The sequence below is a fragment of the Brevibacterium sp. 50QC2O2 genome, assembly GCF_024580675.1.
GTDB classification, from domain to species: Bacteria; Actinomycetota; Actinomycetes; order Actinomycetales; family Brevibacteriaceae; genus Brevibacterium; species Brevibacterium moorei.
Window position 1 is genome coordinate 120,165 of record NZ_JANIJZ010000005.1, and the last position, 20,628, is coordinate 140,792.

A 20,628-nucleotide genomic window follows, 5' to 3' on the forward strand; every position below is an offset into this window, starting at 1 on the left:
ATAGTTTGTTCAGGATTCCTATAGGACTATGGGAAAGCTCTGGGGGAATGGACCCCCACTTACCGTTCGAGGGAGAACGATATGAGACGACGACTGGCAACGGCTGCCGCCGCCTGCCTGAGCGCGCTCGCACTGACATTGTCCGGTTGCGGCTTGATGGACCCCGTGGACATCAGCGGTTTCGCCAAGGACGCCCCGGATCCGGACGCCAAGGTGATCCGGCTGGCCAATGTCTACGAGTCCAAACATCCGTCCAATCGCTGCGGCACCGCCACCATGAAGAAGGAACTGGCGGGCAAGGGCATCGACCTGCAGGTCTACCCCTCGTCCCAGTTGGGCACCGAGGCCGAGATCGTCGAACAGGTCGCCACCGGCGCCCTGGACATCGGCATCTCCTCAGGCGCCTTCTTCGGGGTCTGGTACCCCGACGCGGCAGTGGTCGACGCGCCCTATCTATTCAAGACCGCGGATGAGTACGATCAGGGCACCCGCGGCAAGGAACTGGCGAAGGTCTACGACGATATGGCCGCCGAAACCGGCCTGCACGTCTTCAGCTCCTGGTACTACGGGGCGCGCCACGTCACGGCGAACAAGCCCGTGCGCACCCCGGATGACTTCAAGGGTCTGAAGATCCGCACGCCCGATGCGCCGCTGTACCTGCAGATGATCAACGCCTTCGGCGGCACCGCCACGCCCATGGCCCTGACCGAGGTCTACCTGGCCCTGCAACAGCACGCGATCGACGCGGAGGAGAACCCGATTCCGACGGTCTCCTCGAACAAGTTCGAAGAGGTCCAGTCGACCATCAGCCTGACCGGACACATCGTCCAGGGCATTCAGCTGGTCACCAGTGACCACTTCCTCGACGGCCTGGAGCCGGCCGACCGGGATGCCGTGATGCACGCGGCGGATTCGGCCCGCCAGGCGAACCTGCAGTGCGTCAAGGACGAGGAGCACGACATCCTGGCCAAGTGGAAGTCCGATGACACGATCAAGGTCGTCGACGATGTGGATGTGGACGGGTTCCGCGACCGCATCAAGGAGCGCATGCTGCCCAAGACCCCCTATCAGCAGCTCTATCTGGACATCCAGAAAGAGGTTGCGGGGATGCCGGCCGGCAAGGCCTCTGCAGGCGGTGAGAAGTGATGAGTGAGTCCACAGAAGACGTCGCAGACGATCTCGAATTCCCGCAGGATCACATCGAGCGGCGCTCGGCGGTCTACCGCTGGCTGATCAACATCGAGCGCTTCATCACCAGCATCCTGCTGGTGGGTCTGTTCGTCCTTGTCATCACCCAGGTCGTGACTCGCTATGTGTTCCAGTCGCCGCTGTCGTGGACCGAGGAATTGGCCCGCCTGTGCCTGGTCTGGCTGACCTTCCTGGCCGCCGCCTTCGTATCCTCGCGCCGCGCCCACATCACCGTGGACCTCATCGCCACCGTGGTGCCCAGGCGGGTGGCGCAGGTGATTTCGGTGATCGCCGACATCATCGTCGCAGCGACCGCCGTGGTCATCGCGATCGGCGGCATCATGCTCGTCGACATCGTGCACACGGTCACCCTGCCGGCCACCGGTCTGCCCACCGGGTTGCTCTACGCCGCTGCGCTGATTGGCTTCGTGGGCGTCCTGTTCCACACCCTCATCGCCCTGTACCTGCAGCTGCGGTACCCCGACGACGAACCCGACCCCGCCGACAAGGCCGCCGGAATGGAGGGCATCTGATGACGCTCGTATGGATGATCGTGGGCCTGCTGGTCCTCCTGGCACTGCGCGTGCCCGTGGCCGTCGCCCTGTTGGTGCCGTCCCTGCTCTACATCCTGTTCGACCCCACGGCGACGCTGGCGATCGCAGCCCAGCAGAGCACCTCCGGGGTGTTCGACTTCGCGATCCTGGCCGTTCCGATGTTCATCCTGCTGGGCAATCTGGCGAACATCTCCGGGGCCACCGACAAACTCTACGATTTCGCGGTCTCGGCCATCGGCCACGTCCGCGGTTCCCTGGGCTATGTCAACATCTTCACCAGCTTCGGGTTCTCATGGATCTCCGGGGCCGCGATCTCCGATGCCGCTGCGATGGGCCGGATCCAGGTGCCCGCGATGGTGCGCCGCGGCTATCCCAAGGAATTCTCCCTGGGCATCACCGGCGCTTCCTCGCTCATCGCCCCGATGTTGCCGCCGTCGATCCCCGCGATCATCTTCGCGGTCACCGCCGGCGTGTCCGTCGGGTCGCTGTTCGCCTCCGGCATCATCCCCGCGCTGATCCTGGTCGTCCTGCTGTGCATCACCGTGTGGTTCATGATGCGCAAGCGCGGCGACCTGCGCCTGGACAAGGCGAGCTGGGGTGAGCGCGGTAAGAAGGCGCTCAAGGCCATTCCGCCGGCCGGGGCCGCCGTGGTGATCCTCGGTGGCATCCTCTCGGGTATCTTCACCCCGACCGAGGCCAGCGCGATCGGGGTGGCCTATGTGGCGATCCTGGCGATCTGCTATCGGAACCTGAGCTGGAAGAACCTCAAGCACGCCCTGGTGACCACGGTGGAGACCGCTGGCGGCACCCTGCTGATCGTCGCCGCGGCCGGCCTGTTCGGCTGGGTCCTGGCCCGTGAGCAGGCGCCGCAGCTGGCCGCCGATGTGATCCTGGGGATCACCGATCGGCCCCTGGTGTTCCTGATCCTGGCCAATATCCTGCTGCTGATCGTGGGCGCGGTGCTCGAACCGACCTCGGCGATCCTGATCCTGGCACCGGTGCTGGTCCCGGTGGCCGAGGCCTTCGGACTGAGCCCGATCCACTTCGGCACCATGATGATCTTCAACCTGATGATCGGCCTGCTCACCCCACCGGTGGGGCTGGTGCTGTTCGTGCTGTCATCGGTCACGAAGTATCCGGTGACCACCGTGATCAAGGGCGCCGTGCCGTTCTTCATCCCGATGCTCGTGACCCTGTGCCTGCTCTCTTTCATTCCGATGATCAGCCTGTGGCTGCCGGGGATGCTGGGACTGGGATAGGGCCGAGCTGAGCACATCCCATACGGAAACCTGCAGGCCATACGCGTATACGCGTATGGCCTGCAGGTTTCCGTATGTTCTGGGCTCCGCGCGGGGCCCCACGCCCCGGCTCAGCGGATGCTGGCGATCGAACGGTCCCTGACATTGTCGACGTGGGCGGCGGCCGCGGCCATTGCGGCGGCGGCGTCGCCCGCGTGCAGGGCGGTCAGGATCGCGGAGTGTTCGATGGCAGCCTCCCTGACGTCATCGGGCCCGCTGTGGGCGCTTTGGCGCATCCGGTTGGTCAGCGCGCCGATCCCCGTGTAGGTCTCCAGCAGATAGGGATTGCCCGTGGCCCGCATAATGGCCATGTGAAAGGCCTTGTCGGCGGCGAAATAGGCCTTGGTCAGCTCCAGGGGAACCGGCACAGCGGACCCGATGACGCGCTCGGAGGCGATCCGATGGGTCTCATGGGCGTCATCGAGGCCGGGGAAGAGTTCCGCGGGGTTTGCGATCGCCAATCCCCCGGCGGCGACCTCCAGGGCCTTCCTGACCTCGGACAGGTCCGCGATCTGGCCGGCGCTCAGGGGCTCGGCCACGGTGTAGCCGCGCAGCGCCCTACGTTCGATCAGATGGGTGGCCTCGAGTTTGACCAGGGCCTCCCTGACCGGGGTGGGGGAGACGTCGAGTTCGCGGGCCAGCCCGTCGATGCTCAGCTTGGTGCCCGCCGGCATGGTGTCCGACTGCAGCAGGTCGAGCAGCTGTTCATAGACCTCGTCGCGCAAACCGCGGCGCTGGAGCTTCTGGGGGACACCGGGAAAAATCGAGGTCAACGGTGCTTCCTTTCGCGTCGCGGGCCACAGCGGCCCTGCGACTAGTCTATCGACGCGGCACTGTCCTCCTGGGCCCCGGCCGCCAGGCGGAGCAGTTCGATATAGCCCGCACTGTTCCACGCGGTCCGCCCCACGAACAGTCCGGAGACGTGCGGGACCGAAAGGATGTCGCGGGCATTGTCGAGGTTGACCGAGCCACCGTAGAGCAGGCCCCGCAGCTGGTTCGGATAGCGGGTGGCCAGGGCGGCGAAGGGCTCGACGAGTTCCTCCATCCGCGCCGGTCGGCCGGATTCGCCGATCGCCCAGATCGGTTCATAGGCGATGAGGACCCGGGACAGTTCCGCCTCGTCCAGCCCCGCCAGAGCGCCCTCGGCCTGTTCCACGATGTACGCGGCCGATTCACCTGCGGCCTTGACCGCATCCGGTTCCCCGACACACAACAGGGGTGTCAGGCCGTGGCGCAGGGCCGCGCGCACCTTCAGCGCGGTCGTCTCCACGGTCTCCCCGAAGTGCTCGCGGCGCTCCGAATGGCCGATCTCCACGATTCGGGCGCCGGCGTCCTTGGCCTGCGGAACGGAGACCTCGCCGGTCCAGGCGCCGGCATCCTCCCAATGCGCGTTCTGCACGCCCAGGGCCATGCGGGAGTCCTCTCCCAGCAGCCCGTGGACCAGCGCCGTCGCGGTGAACGACGGGATGACGAACGGGTGGATGTGCTCCGGCAGGTCCGCCAGAGTCCCGCCGGGGGCCAGCGCCGCCAGTACATCGCGCGTCCAGTCGCGCGCCTGGTCCAGCGTCTTGTTCATCTTCCAGCTGGTGCCGATCCACAGGTCCACGGTTCAGTCCTCTTCGTAGGAGCAGATGGCGTCGACCTTGGCCGCGGAGCTCGAGGCCGGGTCGAATTCCAGGCCGAGCCAGACGTCGACCAGGGCCTTGACTGACTCCAGCCCGATGACGCGCTCACCCATGCACAGGACCTGGGCGTTGTTCGACAGCACCGAGCGCTGAACCGAGTACAGGTCGTGGGCGGTTACGGCGCGGATCCCCTTGACCTTGTTCGCCGCGATCGCCACGCCCAGCCCGGTACCGCAGAACAGCAGGGCCCGGTCGAAGGAACCGGCGGCGACCTGTTCGGCGGCCGCAGTCGCGACGTTCGGGTAGAACGTGCCGTCCTCGCGCCCGGTGACTCCGGCGTCTGCGACGAGTTCGACCCTGGGGTCGGCCTCGAGGATGGTCTTGAGCTCTTCCTTGTAGCCGTAGCCGGCGTTATCGCTGCCGACGATGATCTTCAATGCCATGATGTGTCTCCTCTAGTGGTGGTTCAGGCGCGCGCCCAGTTCGGTCATCAGGATCGCGAACGACAGGGCCCCCGGATCGGGGGTGCCCACGGACTTCTCGCCGAGCACACGGGCGCGGCCGAGGCGTGCGGTGATGTCCGCGGTGGCGGCGGCGGCCGCTGTCGCGGCCTCGGCCCCGGCGACGATCGCCCGGGCGGCCGATCCGCTGGAATCGGCGGCCAGGGTGTCGCGGAACGGCAGTGCGGCATCGACCATGGTCTTATCGCCGGGCTTGGCCCCGCCGAGCCGGCAGATGGCGTCGACGCCAGCCGCGAGCGCGGACAGCAGGGTCGCATCGTCACCGGCCCGTTCATCGGAGTAGACGCCGCCGGCCGCGGTCAGTGCCGCTCCCCACAGGGCGCCCGAGGTGCCGCCGGCCCCCTCGGCCCAGGCGGCTCCCGCGCGCAGTAGGACGGTGCGGGCGCCGGCACCCTGGCCGGTGGCCGCATGGGCGGCGAGTGCTGCGGCGCGGGAACCGTGCACCATACCCATCCCGTGGTCGCCGTCGCCGGCGATGGCGTCGAGGCGGCCGAGTTCGTCCTCCTCGCGCAGGCAGACCTCGGAGAACAGGTCGAGTACCTCGGTGATGCCCGCGGCGGTGGTCCGGGACGCGGCGTCTGCCGGGGGGACGGCCTCGGCCTCGGGGGTCCAGATCTCGTCGCGGGGTTCGCAGGGGGCCGAGGTCACGCTGCCGCGCCGGAAGGCCGGGGTGCACGTCGGCGCGGTCCACAGCTCTTCGAGTTCGTCGTCGAGGAAGACCAGGGTCAGGGAGGCACCCGCCATGTCGAGGCTGGTGACGAACTCACCGACCTCCTGGGCGACCGGCGTCAGGCCGTGCTCGGCCAGCAGGGGGGCCAGCGCGGCGTAGAGCACGAACAGCTCTTCGTACTTCACGGTGCCCAGGCCGTTGAGGACGACGGCCACCCGACCGTTGTATCCGTCGGCTGCGCGCTCGGGCTCTTCTGCGAGGATGCCCTCGAGCAGCAGTCGGGCGACATCGGCGGCGCTGCCCAGGTCCTCATCGTGGATTCCGGGTTCGCCGTGGATGCCCAGGCCCACGGCCATCTGCCCTGGCTGCACCGTGAACAGGGGCTCGGGGGCGCCGGGCAGGGTGCAGCCGGCGAAGGCCACCCCGAAGGAGCGGGTGGCGTCATTGGCCTTCCAGGCGATGCGTTCGGCCTCGTCGAGGTTCGCGCCGGCTTCGATCGCAGCTCCGGTGATCTTGAAAACGGGCAGGTCACCGGCGATGCCGCGGCGCTCGCGGTGCTTGTCTTCGGTGTTGGACACGATGTCGTCGGCCACGGGCACGATGCGCACGTCGATGCCCTCGGCGCGCAGTTTCTCCGCGGCCAGGCCGAAGTGCAGGATGTCACCGGCGTAGTTGCCGAAGCCCAGGATGACACCGCCGCCGGCTTCGGCGTTGCGCGCCACCGAATACACCTGGGAGGCCGATGGCGAGGCGAAGACATTGCCGCAGGGGGCGCCGTGTGCCATACCGGGACCGACCCAGCCGGCGAAGGCGGGGTAGTGCCCGGAGCCGCCGCCGACGACCAGGGCGGGCTGCCCGGCCGGGGTTCGGGTGGAGCGGACCACGCCGCCGTGGACCTGGGTGAGGTCCGGATTGGCCGCGACCAGGCCTGCTACGGCTTGGGCGGCGAAGTCGTCCGGGTCGTTGAACAAATACGTCATCGTCGTGTCCTCTGCCGTTCGGGCGGCCAGGGCGGGTGAACTGCTATGGCCGGGGATGTTCCACAATTGTGAATATCCTATAGGATATGTGAAGCTTGGGAAATCGACTACCCAATCGACACCCACTCGACCCCCTAGAGCCCTGGAGAAGGACGAAGATGTTCACTGCTGAAACCTGGCCGATCGGCGCCAATATGCTTACCTTCGGCAACCGGGCACCCGATGGGGGACCGCTCGTGGACGCCCCCTCGACCGTCTGGGCCACACAGCTGCGCCAGGTCAAGGAACTGGGCGTCGACCTGGTCGACCCGACCGATGCCTGGCTGTCCCTGGCGAAACTGGACGATAAGCGGCTCGAGGAATTCCGCCGGGTCCTCGACGGCGAGGGCCTGGGCCTGTCCTCGATCTCCATGACCCGCAATTCGGTCGTCGACACGGCCTCGGGCGAGGACAATGTGCGCGATGCCAAGCGCTTCATCGAAATCGCCCCCAGTTTCGACGTCTCCGTGGTCAACACCGGTTTCATGCAGGCGACGACTCCGCAGCAGAACGCCGCCATCTGGTTCTGGCTCGAGGACGGCCACCACGACGATCCGGCCCTGCGCGATCTGGCCATCGAGCGGATCAGAGAACTGGGCGACTGTGCCCAGGCCGCCGGGATCGAACTGAGCCTGGAGATGTACGAGGACACCTTCGTCGGAACCGCGGACGAGGCGGTGGGCTTCGTGACCGATGTCGACCATCCGGCCGTCGGCCTCAACCCCGACATCGGAAACCTGGTGCGCCTGCACCGGGAGGTCGAACCCTGGGAGGACATGTTCGAGAAGGTCCTGCCGTACGCCAACTTCTGGCACATCAAGAACTACTCGCGCGACTTCGACCCGGCGACCGGCGCGTACTCGTCCGCCCCGCTGCCGCTGAAGTACGGCTACATCAACTACCGCCAGGTGATCAGGCGCGCCGTGGAACTGGGCTACACGGGCCCGTTCTGCTGCGAGCACTACGGCTCCGACTCGCTCGGGGTCATCGCGGAGAACGTCGCCTACATCCGACAGGTCCTCTCCTCTGCGCTGGCCGCCTGAGACATCCCCTCTCCATCCCTCCTCCATCGAAAGGCAACCCATGACCATCGACATCCACAAAGTCCAGGAATTCCCTGCTGACAGGACCGCCGTCATCACCGGCGCCGGCGGCGAACGCGGAATCGGGCGCCATGTGGCGCGCCGACTGGCGGCCGACGGCTGGCACCTGGCCCTGCTCGACATCGACGGCGCGGCAGTGGAGGCATTCGCGGCCGAACTCGCCGAGGCCGCCGGCATTCAGGCGGTGGGCATCGGCGCCGATATCACCGACAAGGCGGCCGTCGACGCCGCCTTCGCCCGGATCGACGCGGAACTGCCACCGGTGCTCGCCGAGGTCAACCTGGCCGGCATCCCCGGCCCACAGAGCATTTTCGAACTCGACGAGGACTCCTGGGGACGGATCATGGGGGTCAACGCCACCGGCACCCTGTTCATGATGCAGGCCGCCGCCGCCCGGATGTCCCAGGCGGGCACCGGTGGACGCATCGTCAACACCGCCTCGATCACCGCCTACGACGGTGGTGGCACCTTCTCCAAGATCGGCTACGCCGCTGCCAAGGCCGCGGTGCAGGGCCTGACCCGCGGCGGGGCGAGGGAACTGGGCCGCTACGGCATCACCGTCAACGCGATCGTGCCCGGTCCCATCGACACGGACATCATGGGCGGAAAGCTCACCGACGACCGCAAGGCCGGAATGTCGGCCGACATCCCCCTGCAGCGCGTGGGCCAGCCGCAGGAGGTCGCCGGACTCATCGCCTTCCTGGTCAGCGAGGAATCCAGCTTCGTCAACGGCGACTCGATCAACGTCGACGGCGGAAAGCACATGGTCTGATCCACAGTTCCCCGAAAATCCCTACCTAGTTAAAGGAGAGACGAGGATGTCTTCCCCTGATGCATTGCGAAATGCCTCCGTCGTCAAAGGCGAAGAGCACTACACCCCCGCGGTGAAGACCGCGACCCGTAAGGCCCTGGTCCGGCTGCTGCCGTTCCTCATGCTGATGTACGTCATCGCCTTCCTGGACCGCACCAACATCGGCTTCGCCGAGCAGTCCCTGGAAATCCATGCGGGCCTGTCCACCGCGGCCTACGCCTTCGGCGCCGGGCTGTTCTTCATCGGCTATGCCGTGTTCGAGGTCCCCTCGAACCTGATCATGCACAAGGTCGGGGCCCGCTGGTGGATGGCCCGGATCATGATCACCTGGGGCATCATCGCCGCCTGTTTCATGTTCGTGACGAACGAACCGATCTTCTACCTGCTGCGCTTCCTGCTGGGGGTGGCCGAGGCCGGTTTCTTCCCCGGCGTCATCCTCTACCTGACCTACTGGTTCCCGCGCCGCCGGCGCGCCAACGCCACCGCCCTGTTCTACATGGGCCTGCCCATCGCGCAGGTCATCGGCGGCCCCCTGTCCGGTGGCCTGATCGAACTCGACGGAGTCGGCGGACTGTTCGGCCACCAGTGGATGTTCCTCATCGAGGGCCTGATCGCCGTCGTGGTCGGCATCGTGGCGATCTTCTACCTGACCGACCGGCCGAAGGACGCCAAGTGGCTCGATGCCAAGGAGCGCACGGAGCTGACCGCGATCCTCGAGGCCGAGGAGGCCGAACAGGACAGTGAGCACAAGCTCAGCTGGTGGAGGGCCCTGTTCAACGGCCGCATCCTGTACTTCTGCCTGGTCTACTTCATGCTGCAGATAGCCGTGTACGGTCTGACCTTCTTCCTGCCCAAGCAGGTGGCCTCCATCGCCGGAGCCCAGGTCGGCCTCTACGTCGGTCTGCTGACCGCGATCCCCTGGTTCGTCGGTCTGTGCGCCAATATCCTCTCCGGCCGGATCGCGGACAAGACGGGCAGCTACCGGACCATCACCTCGATCCTGCTCGCCGTGTCCGGGGTGGGCCTGTTCGTCGCAGCCCTGTTCGACCAGCCGTTCGTGGCGATGCTGGGCCTGTGCCTGGCGGCCCTGGGCTTCTGTTCGGCCCAGCCCGTGTTCTGGAACATCCCGACCTCGTACCTGACCGGCGCCGCCCTGGCCTCGTCTGTGGGTCTGATCAACGGCGTGGGCAACCTGGGCGGATTCGTCGCGCCCAATATGCGCGTGTGGATCGTCGAGAGCACCGGCTCCGAATCGATGGGCCTGATCGTCCTGGGCATCTGCCCGTTCATCGCCGCGATTCTGTGCGTGGGCACCGCGGTCTTCGACAAGCGCGACAAGAACCGCAGGCCCCAGACCGCACAGGGCTGACAACGACTTCCGAGGAGGAATCCCCATGAGAGCACTGGTCCTAACCGATTTCCATCAGCTGGACGTCGTCCAGGTGCCCACTCCCGAGCCCGGCCCCGACGAGGTGCTGCTGCGCATCGTCGCCACGGGCATCTGCGGCTCGGACTTCCATGGATTCACCGGGGAGAACGGCCGACGGATCCCCGGTCAGATCATGGGTCACGAATCGGCCGGCACGATCGCGGGCCTCGGCGGCGGAGTCGACCCCGCCGCCTACCCGATCGGAGCCGCCGCCACCTTCAACCCCGTGATCGTCCCAGCAGAGGACCTGGCAGCATACGCGGGGCGCGAACAACACCACCCGGACAAGACGGTGGTGGGCGTCGCCCACGACTACCGGGCCTCGTTCGCCGACTACGTGGTCGTCCCCGCGCGCAATATCGTCCTGCTCGATCAGGACCTGCCCGTGGCCCTGGGCGCCCTGATCGAACCCGTGGCGGTGGCCCTGCACGCTGTCCGCCGCGCCGGCGCGGCACCCGATGCCAGGGCCGTGGTCATCGGCGGCGGGCCGATCGGCCAGAGCGTCGTGCTGGCCCTGCTGATCGAGGGCATCACCGACATTGTGCTCTCCGAACCCAGCGCGCCCCGGCGGGAGCTGGCCGCAGGATTGGGCGCCCATGCGGTCGGGCCCGCGGACGGGCCCCTGGACGAGGTCGTGCGGGAACACTTCGGCGCACCCGCCGATCTGGCGCTGGACGCCGTGGGCATCACCCCGACCTTCGCAGATGCGCTCAAGGTCACCGGGCTGGGCGGGTCCGTGGTGCTCGTGGGCATGGGCAGCCCCGAACTGAGCGTGCCGGCGTTCGCCATCAGCACCGAGGAACGGACGGTCTTCGGCTCCTTCACCTACACCGCCCAGGACTTCGCGGACGCCGCGGCCTGGGTCGGGACACACGCGGACGTGGTGGCCCCGATGGTCTCCGAGACCGTTACCCCCGACGCGGCCCAGGACGCCTTCGCGCGTCTGGCCGCCGGTGCCGAAGTGCCGGGGAAGATCCTGGTCGGCTTCGCCGATGCGGATGCCGATCCGGATGCCGAGGAGGCCCTGCGATGAGCGTGCACACCAAGAAGATCAAGCAGGTCCGTGCCTATACGCTGACCGGCGGGGGAGCGGACTACCACGATCAGGACGCCGACCACTGGATCGACGACCACATCGCGACCCCGATGTCGGTCTATCCGGAGTACCGGGCCTCGCGACAGTCCTTCGGCCTCAACGTGCTGGGCACCCTGCTCGTCGAGATCGAGGCCGACGACGGTACCGTGGGCTTCGCCGTATCCACAGGCGGCGAACCGGGTGCTTGGATCGTCGAGAAGCACCTGGCACGCTTCGTCGAGGGTGCGGCGGTGACCGACATCGAGAAGATCTGGGACCAGATGTACCGGTCCACCATCTTCTACGGGCGCCGCGGCATCGTGCTCAACGCGATCAGCGCGGTCGACCTGGCCCTGTACGACCTGCTGGGCCGGCTGCGCGAGGAACCCGTGTACGCACTGCTGGGCGGGCCCGTGCGCGATGAGCTCACCATGTACGCCACCGGCGCCCGGCCCGATAAGGCGAAGGAACTGGGCTTCATCGGCGGCAAGATGCCCCTGCACCACGGCCCGGCAGAGGGCGAGGAGGGGCTGGAGAAGAACATCGAGCTGCTCGCGGACATGCGCGAGAAGGTCGGCGATGACTTCTGGCTGATGTACGACTGCTGGATGTCGCTGGACGTCGACTATGCGACCCGCCTGGCCCACTGCGCCCACGAATACGGTCTGCGCTGGCTCGAAGAGGCGCTGATCCCCGACGACTACTGGGGCTACCGGCAGCTGCGGAAGAATGCGCCTGCGGGCATGCTGATCTCCACCGGCGAACACGAGGCCACCCGTTGGGGCTTCCGCCAGCTGCTGGAGATGGGGGCCGCCGACATCCTGCAACCCGACGTCGGGTGGTGCGGTGGGATCACCGAGCTCGCGAAGATCTCGGCGCTCGCCGACGCCCACGGCGCACTGGTCGTGCCCCACGGCTCCTCGGTGTACTCCTATCACTTCGTGATCACGCGGATGAATTCCCCATTCACGGAGTTCCTCATGATGCACCCGAGCGCCGAGGAAGTCGTCCCGATGTTCTCCCCGATGCTGATCGGCGAGCCGGTGCCGGTCAATGGCCAGCTGAAGCTGCCGGACACCCCCGGGTTCGGGGTGGAGCTCAATGAGGACATTCCGCGGCACCGTCCCTATACACACTGACATCCACGCTGGTGGAGAGAAGGAAAGCACAGATGAACATCGAAAAGGTCACAGTCGTCGGCGCCGGTTATATGGGCGGCGGCATCGCCCAGTCCCTGGCCATGGTCGGCTTCGACGTCACCATCGCCGACGTCAGTGTGGAAGCCGCTGAAAAGTCACTGACCCGCCTGCAGCGCGAAGCCAGGGAGTTCGAGGAGCAGGGTCTGTTCCCCGCCGGTGCCGCCGACACTATCACCGCTCACCTGCACACCAACGGCACCATCGCCGAGGCGGTCGCGGACGCCGACTTCATCGAGGAGGCGGTGTTCGAGGTCCTCGACGTCAAGCGCAGCGTGTTGGCGACGATCAGCGAACACGCGCGCCCCGATGCGATCATCGGCACGAACACCTCGACGATCCCGGTCCACGAACTGGTGTCCGCGGTCAGCCACCCGGAGCGCTTCCTGACCGTGCACTTTTCCAATCCGGCGCCGTTCATCCCCGGTGTCGAACTGGTGGCCGGCGAGGCGACGGCCCCCGAGGTGATCGAGACCGTCAAGGAATTGCTGGCCGCCGCGGGCCGGGAGGGCGCACAGGTCGCCGACACCCCCGGAATGGTGCTCAACCGTCTGCAGTACGCGCTGCTGAAGGAGGCGACGTCCGTCGTCGAAGAGGGTGTGGCCAACGTCGAGGACGTCGACACGATCGTGCGGACCACCTTCGGATTCCGGCTGGGCTTCTTCGGCCCCTTCGCAATCGCCGACCAGGCCGGTCTGGACGTCTACGCGAACTGCTTCAAGACGTTCGAAGAGGCCTTCGGGCAGCGGATGGCGCAGCCGGCCCTGTTGACCGAGGCCGTTGCCTCCGGCGCCAAGGGCGTGAAGAACGGGCGCGGTCTGACCGGCGAGTTCGACGAGGAGACCTCCGCCGAACTCATCGCCTACCGCAATAAGGCCTATGCGAAGATGCAGCAGCTGCTGGCCGAACTGGGTCCGGCGCCGCGGGGAAACTGAGGGCAGTCATCGGATGAAAGCCTTGACTTTCCTATAGGATATTGTGATGATTGCCACGTGCAGACGGTAATGATGCGGTCTGGCCTAGTTTAAAAGCGAGGTGGCGCAGCGTGGCGCAATCACAAGATCCTATGAATGATGGATCGTCTTTCGGTGGCCCGGAGGACCAGGAGAAGGGAGTGAATCCCGGTACGCACAGCCTGGTCCCCCGGGCCCCCGCGCTGTCGTGGTGGATGTTGGTCATCACCACGCTTGCGATTCTGATGACCTCGGTGGATCACCAGATCCTGCCTGCGGTGCTGCCGCAGATATCCGAGGACTTCGGGCTCAGTCCCGATCAGGCGGGTCTGATCAACTCCGTCTACTTCGCCGGCCTGGTGGGCGGCGGCATTCTGTTCGGGTACCTGTCCGACCGGATCGGCTCGGGCTATCGGCGGACCTGGACGTGGAACGTCGCGATGCTGTTCGGGATCATCGGCGGTGCGCTGACCTTCGGGATGGCCGGTAGTTTTGCGGCCTTCCTGTTGCTGCGCATTCCCATGGGCATCAGCAGGGGCGGTTCGGAGCCGGTCAACGTCGCGATGGTGGCCGAATGGTGGCCCAAGGAGCATCGCGGGTTCGCCGTGGGTGTGCACCATACAGGGTTCCCCCTGGGGCAGTTCCTGGCCGGTGCGCTGATCGCACTGGTGCTGGGCGCAGGGGACTGGCGACATGCCTTCCTCGTCATTCCGCTGCTGGGCATCCCCGTGGTGATCTGGCAATCGTTCATCGGTCGCCAGAAGAAGCAGGCCAAGCTCTACGGGCAGATCAAGGCCATGGGCAAGACGCCCCCGCAGGAAGAACTGTCGACCAAGGGCGACGGGACGATGTGGGGACCGGTCAAGGAGGCGCTCAAGCACGCCAATGTGCGCTGGTCCGTCCTCCTGTGCTTCCTGTTCCTCTGGGGTGAGGCCGGCGCGGTGACATTCCTGACCACACAGTTCGCCGACTTCGGTATGAACACCGCGGATGCGATCCTGGTTTCGGGTGCCTCCGGTCTGACCGGCTGGATCGGTCAGGTCGTCTGGGGCACGCTGTCGGACAAACTGGGGCGGAAGTTCTCGATCTCCTTCCTCATCATCGGCTGGGTCGTCACCCTGCTGGCCATGATCTTCATCCACGACCTGACCTCGGCCTGGATCGTGCTGTTGGCCTGGGGTCTGTTCCGCAATGCGCCCTTCCCCGTGCTCTACGCCCTGCTGGTCGATTCGACTCCCAAGGCCGCCGGCACCTCGATGGGCCTGATGATCGGCGTGGCGATGGGTGTCTCCGGCATCTTCGCCAGTGCGGTCTCCGGCATCGTGGTGACCCACCTGGGCTTCACCTGGCACTACATCATTCTGGCGCTGATCTGCCTGGTGGGCTTCATCCCGCTGGCCCGGATCACCGAGACGGTCGCGGTGGCCGTCAAGAAGGACAAGGAGTAATCCCATGACACGTGAACTGTTCGATCCGACCGCGCAACTGGAGAAGGTGGCGGAGGGATTCGTCTGGACGGAGGGCCCCGCCTGGATCGCCGGGCGCGGGGTGCTGCGCTTCAGCGATATCCCGAACAACCGGGTGGTCGAGTTCGACGAGGCCACCGGTGAGGTCACGGTCGTCGATGCCGCCGCGGAGTTCACCAATGGGCGCACCGTCGCGCCCGACGGGGGTGTCGTCGAGTGCTCCCATGGCCGGCGCGCGATCCAGATCGACAGAACCGCGCAGGTGGACGCGGCCCACTCCGTGGAGATCGCGGTCGATTCCTATCTGGGAAAGCGGCTCAATTCGCCCAATGACGTGGTGGTGAAATCCGATGGGACGATCTGGTTCACCGATCCTTCCTATGGCATCAAGCGTCCGGTGGAGGGTCACGCCGGCGAGGAGGAATACGGCGACCGCTTCGTCTTCCGGTTCGATCCGGAAACCGGTGAGGTGCGCCCGGTGGTCATCGATGTGGAGGCTCCCAACGGACTGGCCTTCTCCCCGGACGAGTCGATTCTCTATGTCTCTGATTCCTCGATCGATCCGCCGGACCGCGACAATCCGAACCCGCTGCGCCCCGGTGGGCACGCCATCCACGCCTATGACGTCTTCGAGGGGTATACGGCGAAGAACGGGCGGACCTTCGCCGAGGTCGCACCGGGCCTGCCCGACGGCTTCCGGGTGGATGTGCACGGCAATGTGTGGACGTCCTCGCTGACCGGTATCCAGATCTACACCCCGGTGGGGGAGAGGATCGCGGACATCCCGGTGCCGGAGAAGGTCGCGAACTGCTGCTTCGGCGGGGCGGATGGGCGCACCCTGTACATCTGCGGTTCGACCAGCATCTACCGCATCCGCACGAAGGTGCGCGATGCGCGCACGGTGGCGTACGGCTGAGGCCGTCCCCAACACGTGCACAGATCCCAGCGGGTGCATAATAGTCGGTGGCCCTCATCCGGTGGGGTGCGTATGAGCCAGCCCCCCCCCGGCGGCTGGACCCATTCCCGCACCCCGACCGTGAAAGGCACCCGTATGCCCACGCCCGAACCCACCGCCGAAGCCCGGCCCCCGGCGAGCACACCCAACGCGCACGATCCGAAGTACCAGCGCAAGGCAATCGTCGCCGCGGCCGTGGGCTATGGCCTCGACGGCTTCGACCTGATGATCCTGAGCTTCGCGCTCTCCGGGATCATCGCCTCCTTCGGCCTGACCGATGTCCAGGCCGGCTCCCTGTCGACCATCACCCTGCTGGGCGCGGTGGTCGGCGGCGTGGTGTTCGGCGCCCTGGCCGATCGGCTGGGCCGGGTCAAGGTGCTGACCTGGACGGTCCTGCTGTTCGCAGTGTTCACAGGTCTGTCCGCCGTTGCCCAGGGCTACTGGGACATGGCCGCCTACCGGTTCATCGCGGGTATCGGGATCGGCGGTGAGTTCGGTATCGGCATGGCCCTGGCCGCCGAGGCCGTGGCCAGTCACCAGCGGGCCCGCGGCACCTCCTGGGTCGGGGTGGGCTTCCAGCTGGGCGTGTTCGTCGCCGCCATCGCATCCGGCCCGGTCATCGCACTGTGGGGCTGGCGGGCCCTCTTCGTCATCGGCATCCTGCCGGCGATCGCGGCCTTCTTCATCCGCCGCGGGGTCGATGAGCCGGAGCACTTCACCCAGGCCAAGGCCGCCGGCGAACTGGGCGGGGCATCGTTCGTCCACCAGGTGGGGGAGCTGTTCAAGGACGCGCGCACCACCCGGATCACCATTGCGATGATCATCCTGACGACCGTGCAGAACTTCGGGTACTTCGGCATCATCACCTGGTTGCCGAACTACCTGGCGACCTCCCTGGGCCTGGGCGTGACCAAGGGAGCGCTGTGGACCGCGGTGACCGTGGCCGGGATGCTGTGCGGCATCCTGATCTTCGGGGTACTGGCCGACAAGCTGGGCCGTCGACCGGCATTCTGGATCTTCCAGGCGGGGGCGATCGTGTCCATCCTGGTCTACAGCCAGCTGACCGGTCCCACGGCACTGCTGGTGGGCGGCTTCTTCATGGGCGCCTTCGCCAACGGCATGCTGGGCGGTCACGGGGCCCTGCTGGCAGAGCTCTATCCCACGCACGTGCGGGCGCTGGCGCAGAACCTGCTGTTCAATGTGGGCCGGGCCCTGGGCGGGTTCGCCCCTGTGGTCATCGCGCTGCTGGCCGGTTCCGTGGGCTTCGGCGCGGCACTCGCCTTCCTGCCGATCATCTATGTCGTGCAGTTCCTGGCCATGTTCATGCTGCCCGAGCGCAAGGGCCAGACCCTGGCCTGAGGACTGCATCCGGGGCGTCTAGTCCGCCGCGGTTTTGGACTCCAACGCCTCCTGTGCCACGCCGAGTAGGCCCGCCCCGGCAACCATCCACGGGCGTGGCCGGCGCACCCCGGCGCGGCGCAGTCCGTGTTCGATCCAGCGGTCGAGGTAGACCGTCAGCAGCGTGCCTCCGGCGCCCAGGACGGCCCCCATCCCGGCTGCCACGGCAATGATGACGGGGGAGGGTGTCGGCCGTTCCCCGGATGGTTCGGCCCGAGGCGACTCGGGCGTGGGGGACTTCTCCTGGGACTTCACCGGGTTCACATAGGCCACTGTCCCGGCGAGGGCTGCTCCGCCCACGGCACCCACCGCCGCGGCCAGGGCCAGGCGGCGACCGCGGAGCCGTCCGAAGGGGATCATGGTCGAGGCCGCATAGGCGGAGCCGACGACCAGGGCTTTCGTCGTTCGTCTACTCACGTGCATGCTCCGACCCTAACAATCCGGGCGCTTATTCCAAGAGGTGTGGGGCTTCCGCTAATCCGCCAGGATCGTCTCCACGTCCTCGGTGGCATCGGCCCTGCCAATCATCTTCGCCTGTCCCTCCTTGGTGCGTTCGGCGAAGGCCTTGAGGATCTCCGGGGTCAGTTCGTGCACAGTGGGGAAGGACCCGATCGGGACGACACTGTGCAGGACGCGGTCGGAGTAGACGTGCACCAGGTTGTAGCTCTGTGCGCCATTGACCCCGCGCGCATTCGGATAGATCGCATTGAGGTCCTCGGTGTAGCACGTCGCCGAGGCCACTGACACCGGAATGCCACCGGCGAAGGTGGCGTGCGATGTGTAGTGGAAGTGGCCGCCCAGGATGGCGCGCACATCGGTGCCGGCGACCACGCGCTCCAGGCGCTCCTGATCGCGCAGCTCGATGAGCACGCCCAGGCCCAGCGGACTGGGCAGTGGCGGATGGTGCAGGCCTATCAGGGTGCCGTGTTCGGCCGGGGTGCGCAGCTGATCCGCCAGCCAGTCCAGCTGCTCATCGGTGATCTCGCCGTAGTGGTGGCCGGGCACCGTCGAGTCCAGTCCGATCAGCCGCAGGCCGCCGATGTCGAAGACCTGGTCGACTGATTCCTGCGTGGGTTCCAGGTCGAGCAGGCCGCGTCGGAACTCGGGGCGCGAATCGTGATTGCCCATCAGCCAGATGAGTTGTGCACCGTAGTGCCGGCAGACGGGTTCGACCAGTGCGCGGAGTCGGGCGTAGGCGTCGGGAGCGCCGGTATCGGCCATATCCCCGGTGAACACCAGGGCGTCGGGGCGGATCGAGGACTTCTTCAGCCCTTGGAACAGCCGGGCCAGATTCGCATCCGAGTCGATAGTGTCGTAGAGCAGTTCACCGGATTCGACGAAGTGCGTATCGGAGATGTGCAGGATGGTGTGCAGGGGTTTGCCGAACTGTCCCTTGGGCAGTCCGTATTCCGCGGTGTCGGGCTCGCTGGTCGGCGCGGTGCTCATAGAAGTAGCCTCCTGGTGTCGGTTCGTCGGTGGGTCAGGCGGACAGCGTGGTTCGCAGGCGCTGCAGCGCCGTTGGGCTCAGGCCGTGCGCGCGCAGGTATTCCGCGCCGCCGCCGTATTCCTCGTCGACTCGTTCCAGGGTCGCGGTAATGAGCGCGGCGGGGCTGGCGGTGACCATTTCGATGAGGACGGGGTCGCCGATGTCGGCACCGGAGCTGTGCGCCAGATAGTCCAACGTCAGCTGGGTCCATTCGCCGGCCAGGTTCGTCGCGGTCGAGGCGTAGTCGGCGATCACCGCGTGTCGATCGGCTCCGAGGGCGTCGAGGATGAGTGCCGCGAGCACGCCTGTGCGGTCCTTGCCCGCGGTGCAGTGGAATACGACGGGGCCGGGCGATTCCGCTACGGCGGTTGCGGCATGGGCCAGGCGCTGCCCGCACGATTCGATCATCCGCTGGTAGATTTCGGCCAATGGCCGGATCGTGGTCTGCTGGTCGAGTGCGGCGTCATCGGCGATCGGGGCGTGGATGATCTGCTGGAACTGCGGATCTATGGCGCTGGGCTGGCCACTGACCTCCTGCGGGCGCCGCAGGTCGATGATGCGCCCGACTCCCAGCCGGCGCAGTGCCGCGCGCCCTGCAACGTCGAGTCGCTGCAGGCCGTCGGATCGGAAGACCCTGCCGCTGGGCACGAGGCGGCCGTCCGCCAGCGTAATGCCGCCGAGGTCTCTGAAGTTGTACGTTCCCGCGATCGGGATGCGGACCCTGGGAATGTAGGTCTTGGTGGTTTCCGAAGTTCCTATGGTCACGAATGGATCAGCTCCTGGGCGTGTGTTCTCACCATGGCGGACGCTGAACGCGGCGTTGCGTCCGGGCCGTACACGAGTGGATTGCTTGAGTCGGTGTGCAGGCGGCCAGTGTCGACACTGCATTGTGGAGGCCGCCGTCCCCGCCATCGTAAACCCGGTTATGGGAGATGACAACACGCGCTCGTTTAGGTGCATAACCCCTGCCCAGGGCGCCTGTCACTCCTGCAAATGGCCGGCGATGACGTCGTGGACCAGGCCGCGCAGCCAGACGGTGGGCCGATGAGTGTCGAGGATCGTTGGCCACACCAGGGAGAATTCGATCGTGTCGTTCGAGACCGGCAGATCGAGGATTCTCACATCGGGCGAGCGCCGCGCACCGTGCCAGGTCAGTGCGACCAGTTCGCTGCTGGTGACCAGCGAGCGCAGGGCCGGCGTGGTCTCCATGGTGATCCTCGTATTCAAGTGCAGACCCCGGCCGGCCAGCTCCGCTTCGATGACTTCGTGGATGAGTGCCTCGCGGATCACGATATGGGGCAGCGCGGCGTATTCGGCCGTTGTCATGTCCGGGTGGACCAGGCGGTTGTGCCTGCCCGCCATGAGCTTGAAGGTGGCCCGGCCAACCGGTTCACTCGACATCCCAGCTGGGACGCGTCGGGTGGGCACCATGGCCACGCCGAAGTTCTTCCTGTCCAGGAACTGTGTCATATTCGCGTGGGTCAGCGTCCAGGGGGCGAGGGTGGAATCAGGGGACAGGCCGGACAAGCGCGCGTAGATCTCGTGGAGTGCGACGGCGGAGATGAAATCGGGGAGCAGCAGGTTGAACTCGTTGGCCTCGGTGCCGGGATCGAAGTCGTCGGCTAGGAGGCGGTTCTCCACGATGCCCAACAGTTCCGAGGTGATGGGAAGCAGGCGGTCCGCTTCGGGGGTGAGTAGCATCTCTCGGCCCGAGCGGTAGAGCAGTTCATCGGCGAACACCGTGCGCAGGCGTCCGAGGGCGTGGGAGCAGGCCCCCTGTGTGATGCCGAGGCGGCGCGCGGCCGCTGTTACGCTGCGTTCCTCTAAGAGGACGTGGAGAGAGCGTATGAGGTTCAGATCGAGATTCGATATATGCATGCG

Annotated in this window: 20 protein-coding genes; 12 read left to right on the top strand and 8 right to left on the bottom strand. The window is 66.6% G+C overall.

Features of this window, described 5'->3' with window-relative positions:
• The first annotated feature begins 81 nt into the window (after positions 1–81).
• From NQ038_RS05990 to NQ038_RS06000, 3 genes are read left to right on the top strand one after another with little or no spacing between them, the layout of a single operon-like run.
• On the top strand, positions 82–1,146 hold the full coding sequence (locus NQ038_RS05990; protein WP_257062080.1) for a DctP family TRAP transporter solute-binding subunit: 1,065 nt from the start codon (positions 82–84) through the stop codon (positions 1,144–1,146).
• The gene (locus tag NQ038_RS05995) at positions 1,146–1,721 is read left to right on the top strand and encodes a TRAP transporter small permease (protein ID WP_257062081.1); all 576 of its coding nucleotides are present in this window, start codon (positions 1,146–1,148) and stop codon (positions 1,719–1,721) included. Before NQ038_RS05990 ends, NQ038_RS05995 begins: the two co-directional genes overlap by 1 nt.
• On the top strand, positions 1,721–3,001 hold the full coding sequence (locus NQ038_RS06000; RefSeq protein ID WP_257062082.1) for a TRAP transporter large permease: 1,281 nt from the start codon (positions 1,721–1,723) through the stop codon (positions 2,999–3,001). Before NQ038_RS05995 ends, NQ038_RS06000 begins: the two co-directional genes overlap by 1 nt.
• Before the next feature lie 110 nt (positions 3,002–3,111).
• Here the strand turns inward: NQ038_RS06000 and NQ038_RS06005 are convergent, their stop codons facing one another.
• The 4 genes from NQ038_RS06005 to NQ038_RS06020 are packed head-to-tail and all read right to left on the bottom strand — an operon-like array spanning position 3,112 to position 6,836.
• Positions 3,112–3,813 carry a GntR family transcriptional regulator gene (locus tag NQ038_RS06005; protein WP_257062083.1) on the bottom strand — a complete coding sequence of 234 codons (702 nt, stop codon included), beginning with the start codon at positions 3,811–3,813 and terminating at the stop codon, positions 3,112–3,114.
• A 41-nt stretch (positions 3,814–3,854) separates the two neighbouring features.
• The gene (locus NQ038_RS06010; protein ID WP_257062084.1) at positions 3,855–4,646 is read right to left on the bottom strand and encodes a triose-phosphate isomerase; all 792 of its coding nucleotides are present in this window, start codon (positions 4,644–4,646) and stop codon (positions 3,855–3,857) included.
• A 3-nt stretch (positions 4,647–4,649) separates the two neighbouring features.
• Positions 4,650–5,108: a ribose-5-phosphate isomerase gene (locus NQ038_RS06015; protein WP_257062085.1), complete on the bottom strand. Its 459-nt coding sequence runs from the start codon at positions 5,106–5,108 to the stop codon at positions 4,650–4,652.
• A 12-nt stretch (positions 5,109–5,120) separates the two neighbouring features.
• Entirely contained in the window at positions 5,121–6,836 is a 1,716-nt protein-coding gene (locus NQ038_RS06020; protein ID WP_257062086.1) for a dihydroxyacetone kinase family protein, read from the bottom strand.
• 158 nt (positions 6,837–6,994) lie between these two features.
• Here NQ038_RS06020 and NQ038_RS06025 point away from each other — a divergent pair, with 158 nt between their 5' ends.
• The 9 genes from NQ038_RS06025 to NQ038_RS06065 all read left to right on the top strand — a co-directional run bounded on the left by NQ038_RS06025 (position 6,995) and on the right by NQ038_RS06065 (position 17,222).
• Positions 6,995–7,918 (top strand): sugar phosphate isomerase/epimerase, encoded by a 924-nt coding sequence (locus tag NQ038_RS06025; RefSeq protein ID WP_257062087.1) that lies wholly within the window; start codon positions 6,995–6,997, stop codon positions 7,916–7,918.
• Positions 7,919–7,958: 40 nt separating this feature from the next.
• Positions 7,959–8,750 carry an SDR family NAD(P)-dependent oxidoreductase gene (locus NQ038_RS06030; protein WP_257062088.1) on the top strand — a complete coding sequence of 264 codons (792 nt, stop codon included), beginning with the start codon at positions 7,959–7,961 and terminating at the stop codon, positions 8,748–8,750.
• Positions 8,751–8,796: 46 nt separating this feature from the next.
• On the top strand, positions 8,797–10,158 hold the full coding sequence (locus NQ038_RS06035; RefSeq protein WP_257062089.1) for an MFS transporter: 1,362 nt from the start codon (positions 8,797–8,799) through the stop codon (positions 10,156–10,158).
• A gap of 25 nt (positions 10,159–10,183) precedes the next feature.
• Entirely contained in the window at positions 10,184–11,251 is a 1,068-nt protein-coding gene (locus NQ038_RS06040) for a zinc-binding dehydrogenase (RefSeq protein WP_257062090.1), read from the top strand.
• The gene (gene rhmD, locus NQ038_RS06045) at positions 11,248–12,432 is read left to right on the top strand and encodes an L-rhamnonate dehydratase (protein ID WP_257062091.1); all 1,185 of its coding nucleotides are present in this window, start codon (positions 11,248–11,250) and stop codon (positions 12,430–12,432) included. Before NQ038_RS06040 ends, rhmD begins: the two co-directional genes overlap by 4 nt.
• Before the next feature lie 32 nt (positions 12,433–12,464).
• The gene (locus NQ038_RS06050) at positions 12,465–13,424 is read left to right on the top strand and encodes a 3-hydroxyacyl-CoA dehydrogenase family protein (protein WP_257062092.1); all 960 of its coding nucleotides are present in this window, start codon (positions 12,465–12,467) and stop codon (positions 13,422–13,424) included.
• A gap of 179 nt (positions 13,425–13,603) precedes the next feature.
• Entirely contained in the window at positions 13,604–14,890 is a 1,287-nt protein-coding gene (locus NQ038_RS06055) for an MFS transporter (RefSeq protein WP_257062093.1), read from the top strand.
• A gap of 4 nt (positions 14,891–14,894) precedes the next feature.
• Positions 14,895–15,824 (top strand): SMP-30/gluconolactonase/LRE family protein, encoded by a 930-nt coding sequence (locus NQ038_RS06060; RefSeq protein WP_257062094.1) that lies wholly within the window; start codon positions 14,895–14,897, stop codon positions 15,822–15,824.
• A 135-nt stretch (positions 15,825–15,959) separates the two neighbouring features.
• The gene (locus NQ038_RS06065; RefSeq protein ID WP_257062095.1) at positions 15,960–17,222 is read left to right on the top strand and encodes an MFS transporter; all 1,263 of its coding nucleotides are present in this window, start codon (positions 15,960–15,962) and stop codon (positions 17,220–17,222) included.
• Between the two features lie 18 nt (positions 17,223–17,240).
• Here NQ038_RS06065 and NQ038_RS06070 read toward each other — a convergent pair whose 3' ends face one another.
• The 4 genes from NQ038_RS06070 to NQ038_RS06085 all read right to left on the bottom strand — a co-directional run bounded on the left by NQ038_RS06070 (position 17,241) and on the right by NQ038_RS06085 (position 20,625).
• A complete protein-coding gene (locus NQ038_RS06070; protein WP_257062097.1) occupies positions 17,241–17,678 on the bottom strand; it encodes a hypothetical protein in 438 nt (145 codons plus the stop codon).
• 57 nt (positions 17,679–17,735) lie between these two features.
• Entirely contained in the window at positions 17,736–18,707 is a 972-nt protein-coding gene (locus NQ038_RS06075; RefSeq protein WP_257062098.1) for a phosphodiesterase, read from the bottom strand.
• 34 nt (positions 18,708–18,741) lie between these two features.
• Positions 18,742–19,512 (bottom strand): tyrosine-protein phosphatase, encoded by a 771-nt coding sequence (locus NQ038_RS06080; protein WP_257062099.1) that lies wholly within the window; start codon positions 19,510–19,512, stop codon positions 18,742–18,744.
• A gap of 216 nt (positions 19,513–19,728) precedes the next feature.
• Positions 19,729–20,625, bottom strand: a complete 897-nt coding sequence (locus NQ038_RS06085; RefSeq protein ID WP_257062101.1) for a LysR family transcriptional regulator — start codon at positions 20,623–20,625, stop codon at positions 19,729–19,731.
• Positions 20,626–20,628 lie beyond the last annotated feature (3 nt).

What these genes read in the sequence shown, in the direction of transcription:
- NQ038_RS05990 (WP_257062080.1), top strand. Translation starts at nt 82, where the DNA reads ATGAGACGACGACTGGCAACGGCTGCCGCCGCCTGCCTGAGCGCGCTC.
- NQ038_RS05995 (WP_257062081.1), top strand. Translation starts at nt 1,146, where the DNA reads ATGAGTGAGTCCACAGAAGACGTCGCAGACGATCTCGAATTCCCGCAG.
- NQ038_RS06000 (WP_257062082.1), top strand. Translation starts at nt 1,721, where the DNA reads ATGACGCTCGTATGGATGATCGTGGGCCTGCTGGTCCTCCTGGCACTG.
- NQ038_RS06015 (WP_257062085.1), bottom strand. Translation starts at nt 5,108, where the DNA reads ATGGCATTGAAGATCATCGTCGGCAGCGATAACGCCGGCTACGGCTAC.
- NQ038_RS06020 (WP_257062086.1), bottom strand. Translation starts at nt 6,836, where the DNA reads ATGACGTATTTGTTCAACGACCCGGACGACTTCGCCGCCCAAGCCGTA.
- NQ038_RS06025 (WP_257062087.1), top strand. Translation starts at nt 6,995, where the DNA reads ATGTTCACTGCTGAAACCTGGCCGATCGGCGCCAATATGCTTACCTTC.
- NQ038_RS06030 (WP_257062088.1), top strand. Translation starts at nt 7,959, where the DNA reads ATGACCATCGACATCCACAAAGTCCAGGAATTCCCTGCTGACAGGACC.
- NQ038_RS06035 (WP_257062089.1), top strand. Translation starts at nt 8,797, where the DNA reads ATGTCTTCCCCTGATGCATTGCGAAATGCCTCCGTCGTCAAAGGCGAA.
- NQ038_RS06040 (WP_257062090.1), top strand. Translation starts at nt 10,184, where the DNA reads ATGAGAGCACTGGTCCTAACCGATTTCCATCAGCTGGACGTCGTCCAG.
- rhmD (WP_257062091.1), top strand. Translation starts at nt 11,248, where the DNA reads ATGAGCGTGCACACCAAGAAGATCAAGCAGGTCCGTGCCTATACGCTG.
- NQ038_RS06050 (WP_257062092.1), top strand. Translation starts at nt 12,465, where the DNA reads ATGAACATCGAAAAGGTCACAGTCGTCGGCGCCGGTTATATGGGCGGC.
- NQ038_RS06060 (WP_257062094.1), top strand. Translation starts at nt 14,895, where the DNA reads ATGACACGTGAACTGTTCGATCCGACCGCGCAACTGGAGAAGGTGGCG.
- NQ038_RS06065 (WP_257062095.1), top strand. Translation starts at nt 15,960, where the DNA reads ATGCCCACGCCCGAACCCACCGCCGAAGCCCGGCCCCCGGCGAGCACA.
- NQ038_RS06075 (WP_257062098.1), bottom strand. Translation starts at nt 18,707, where the DNA reads ATGAGCACCGCGCCGACCAGCGAGCCCGACACCGCGGAATACGGACTG.
- NQ038_RS06085 (WP_257062101.1), bottom strand. Translation starts at nt 20,625, where the DNA reads ATGCATATATCGAATCTCGATCTGAACCTCATACGCTCTCTCCACGTC.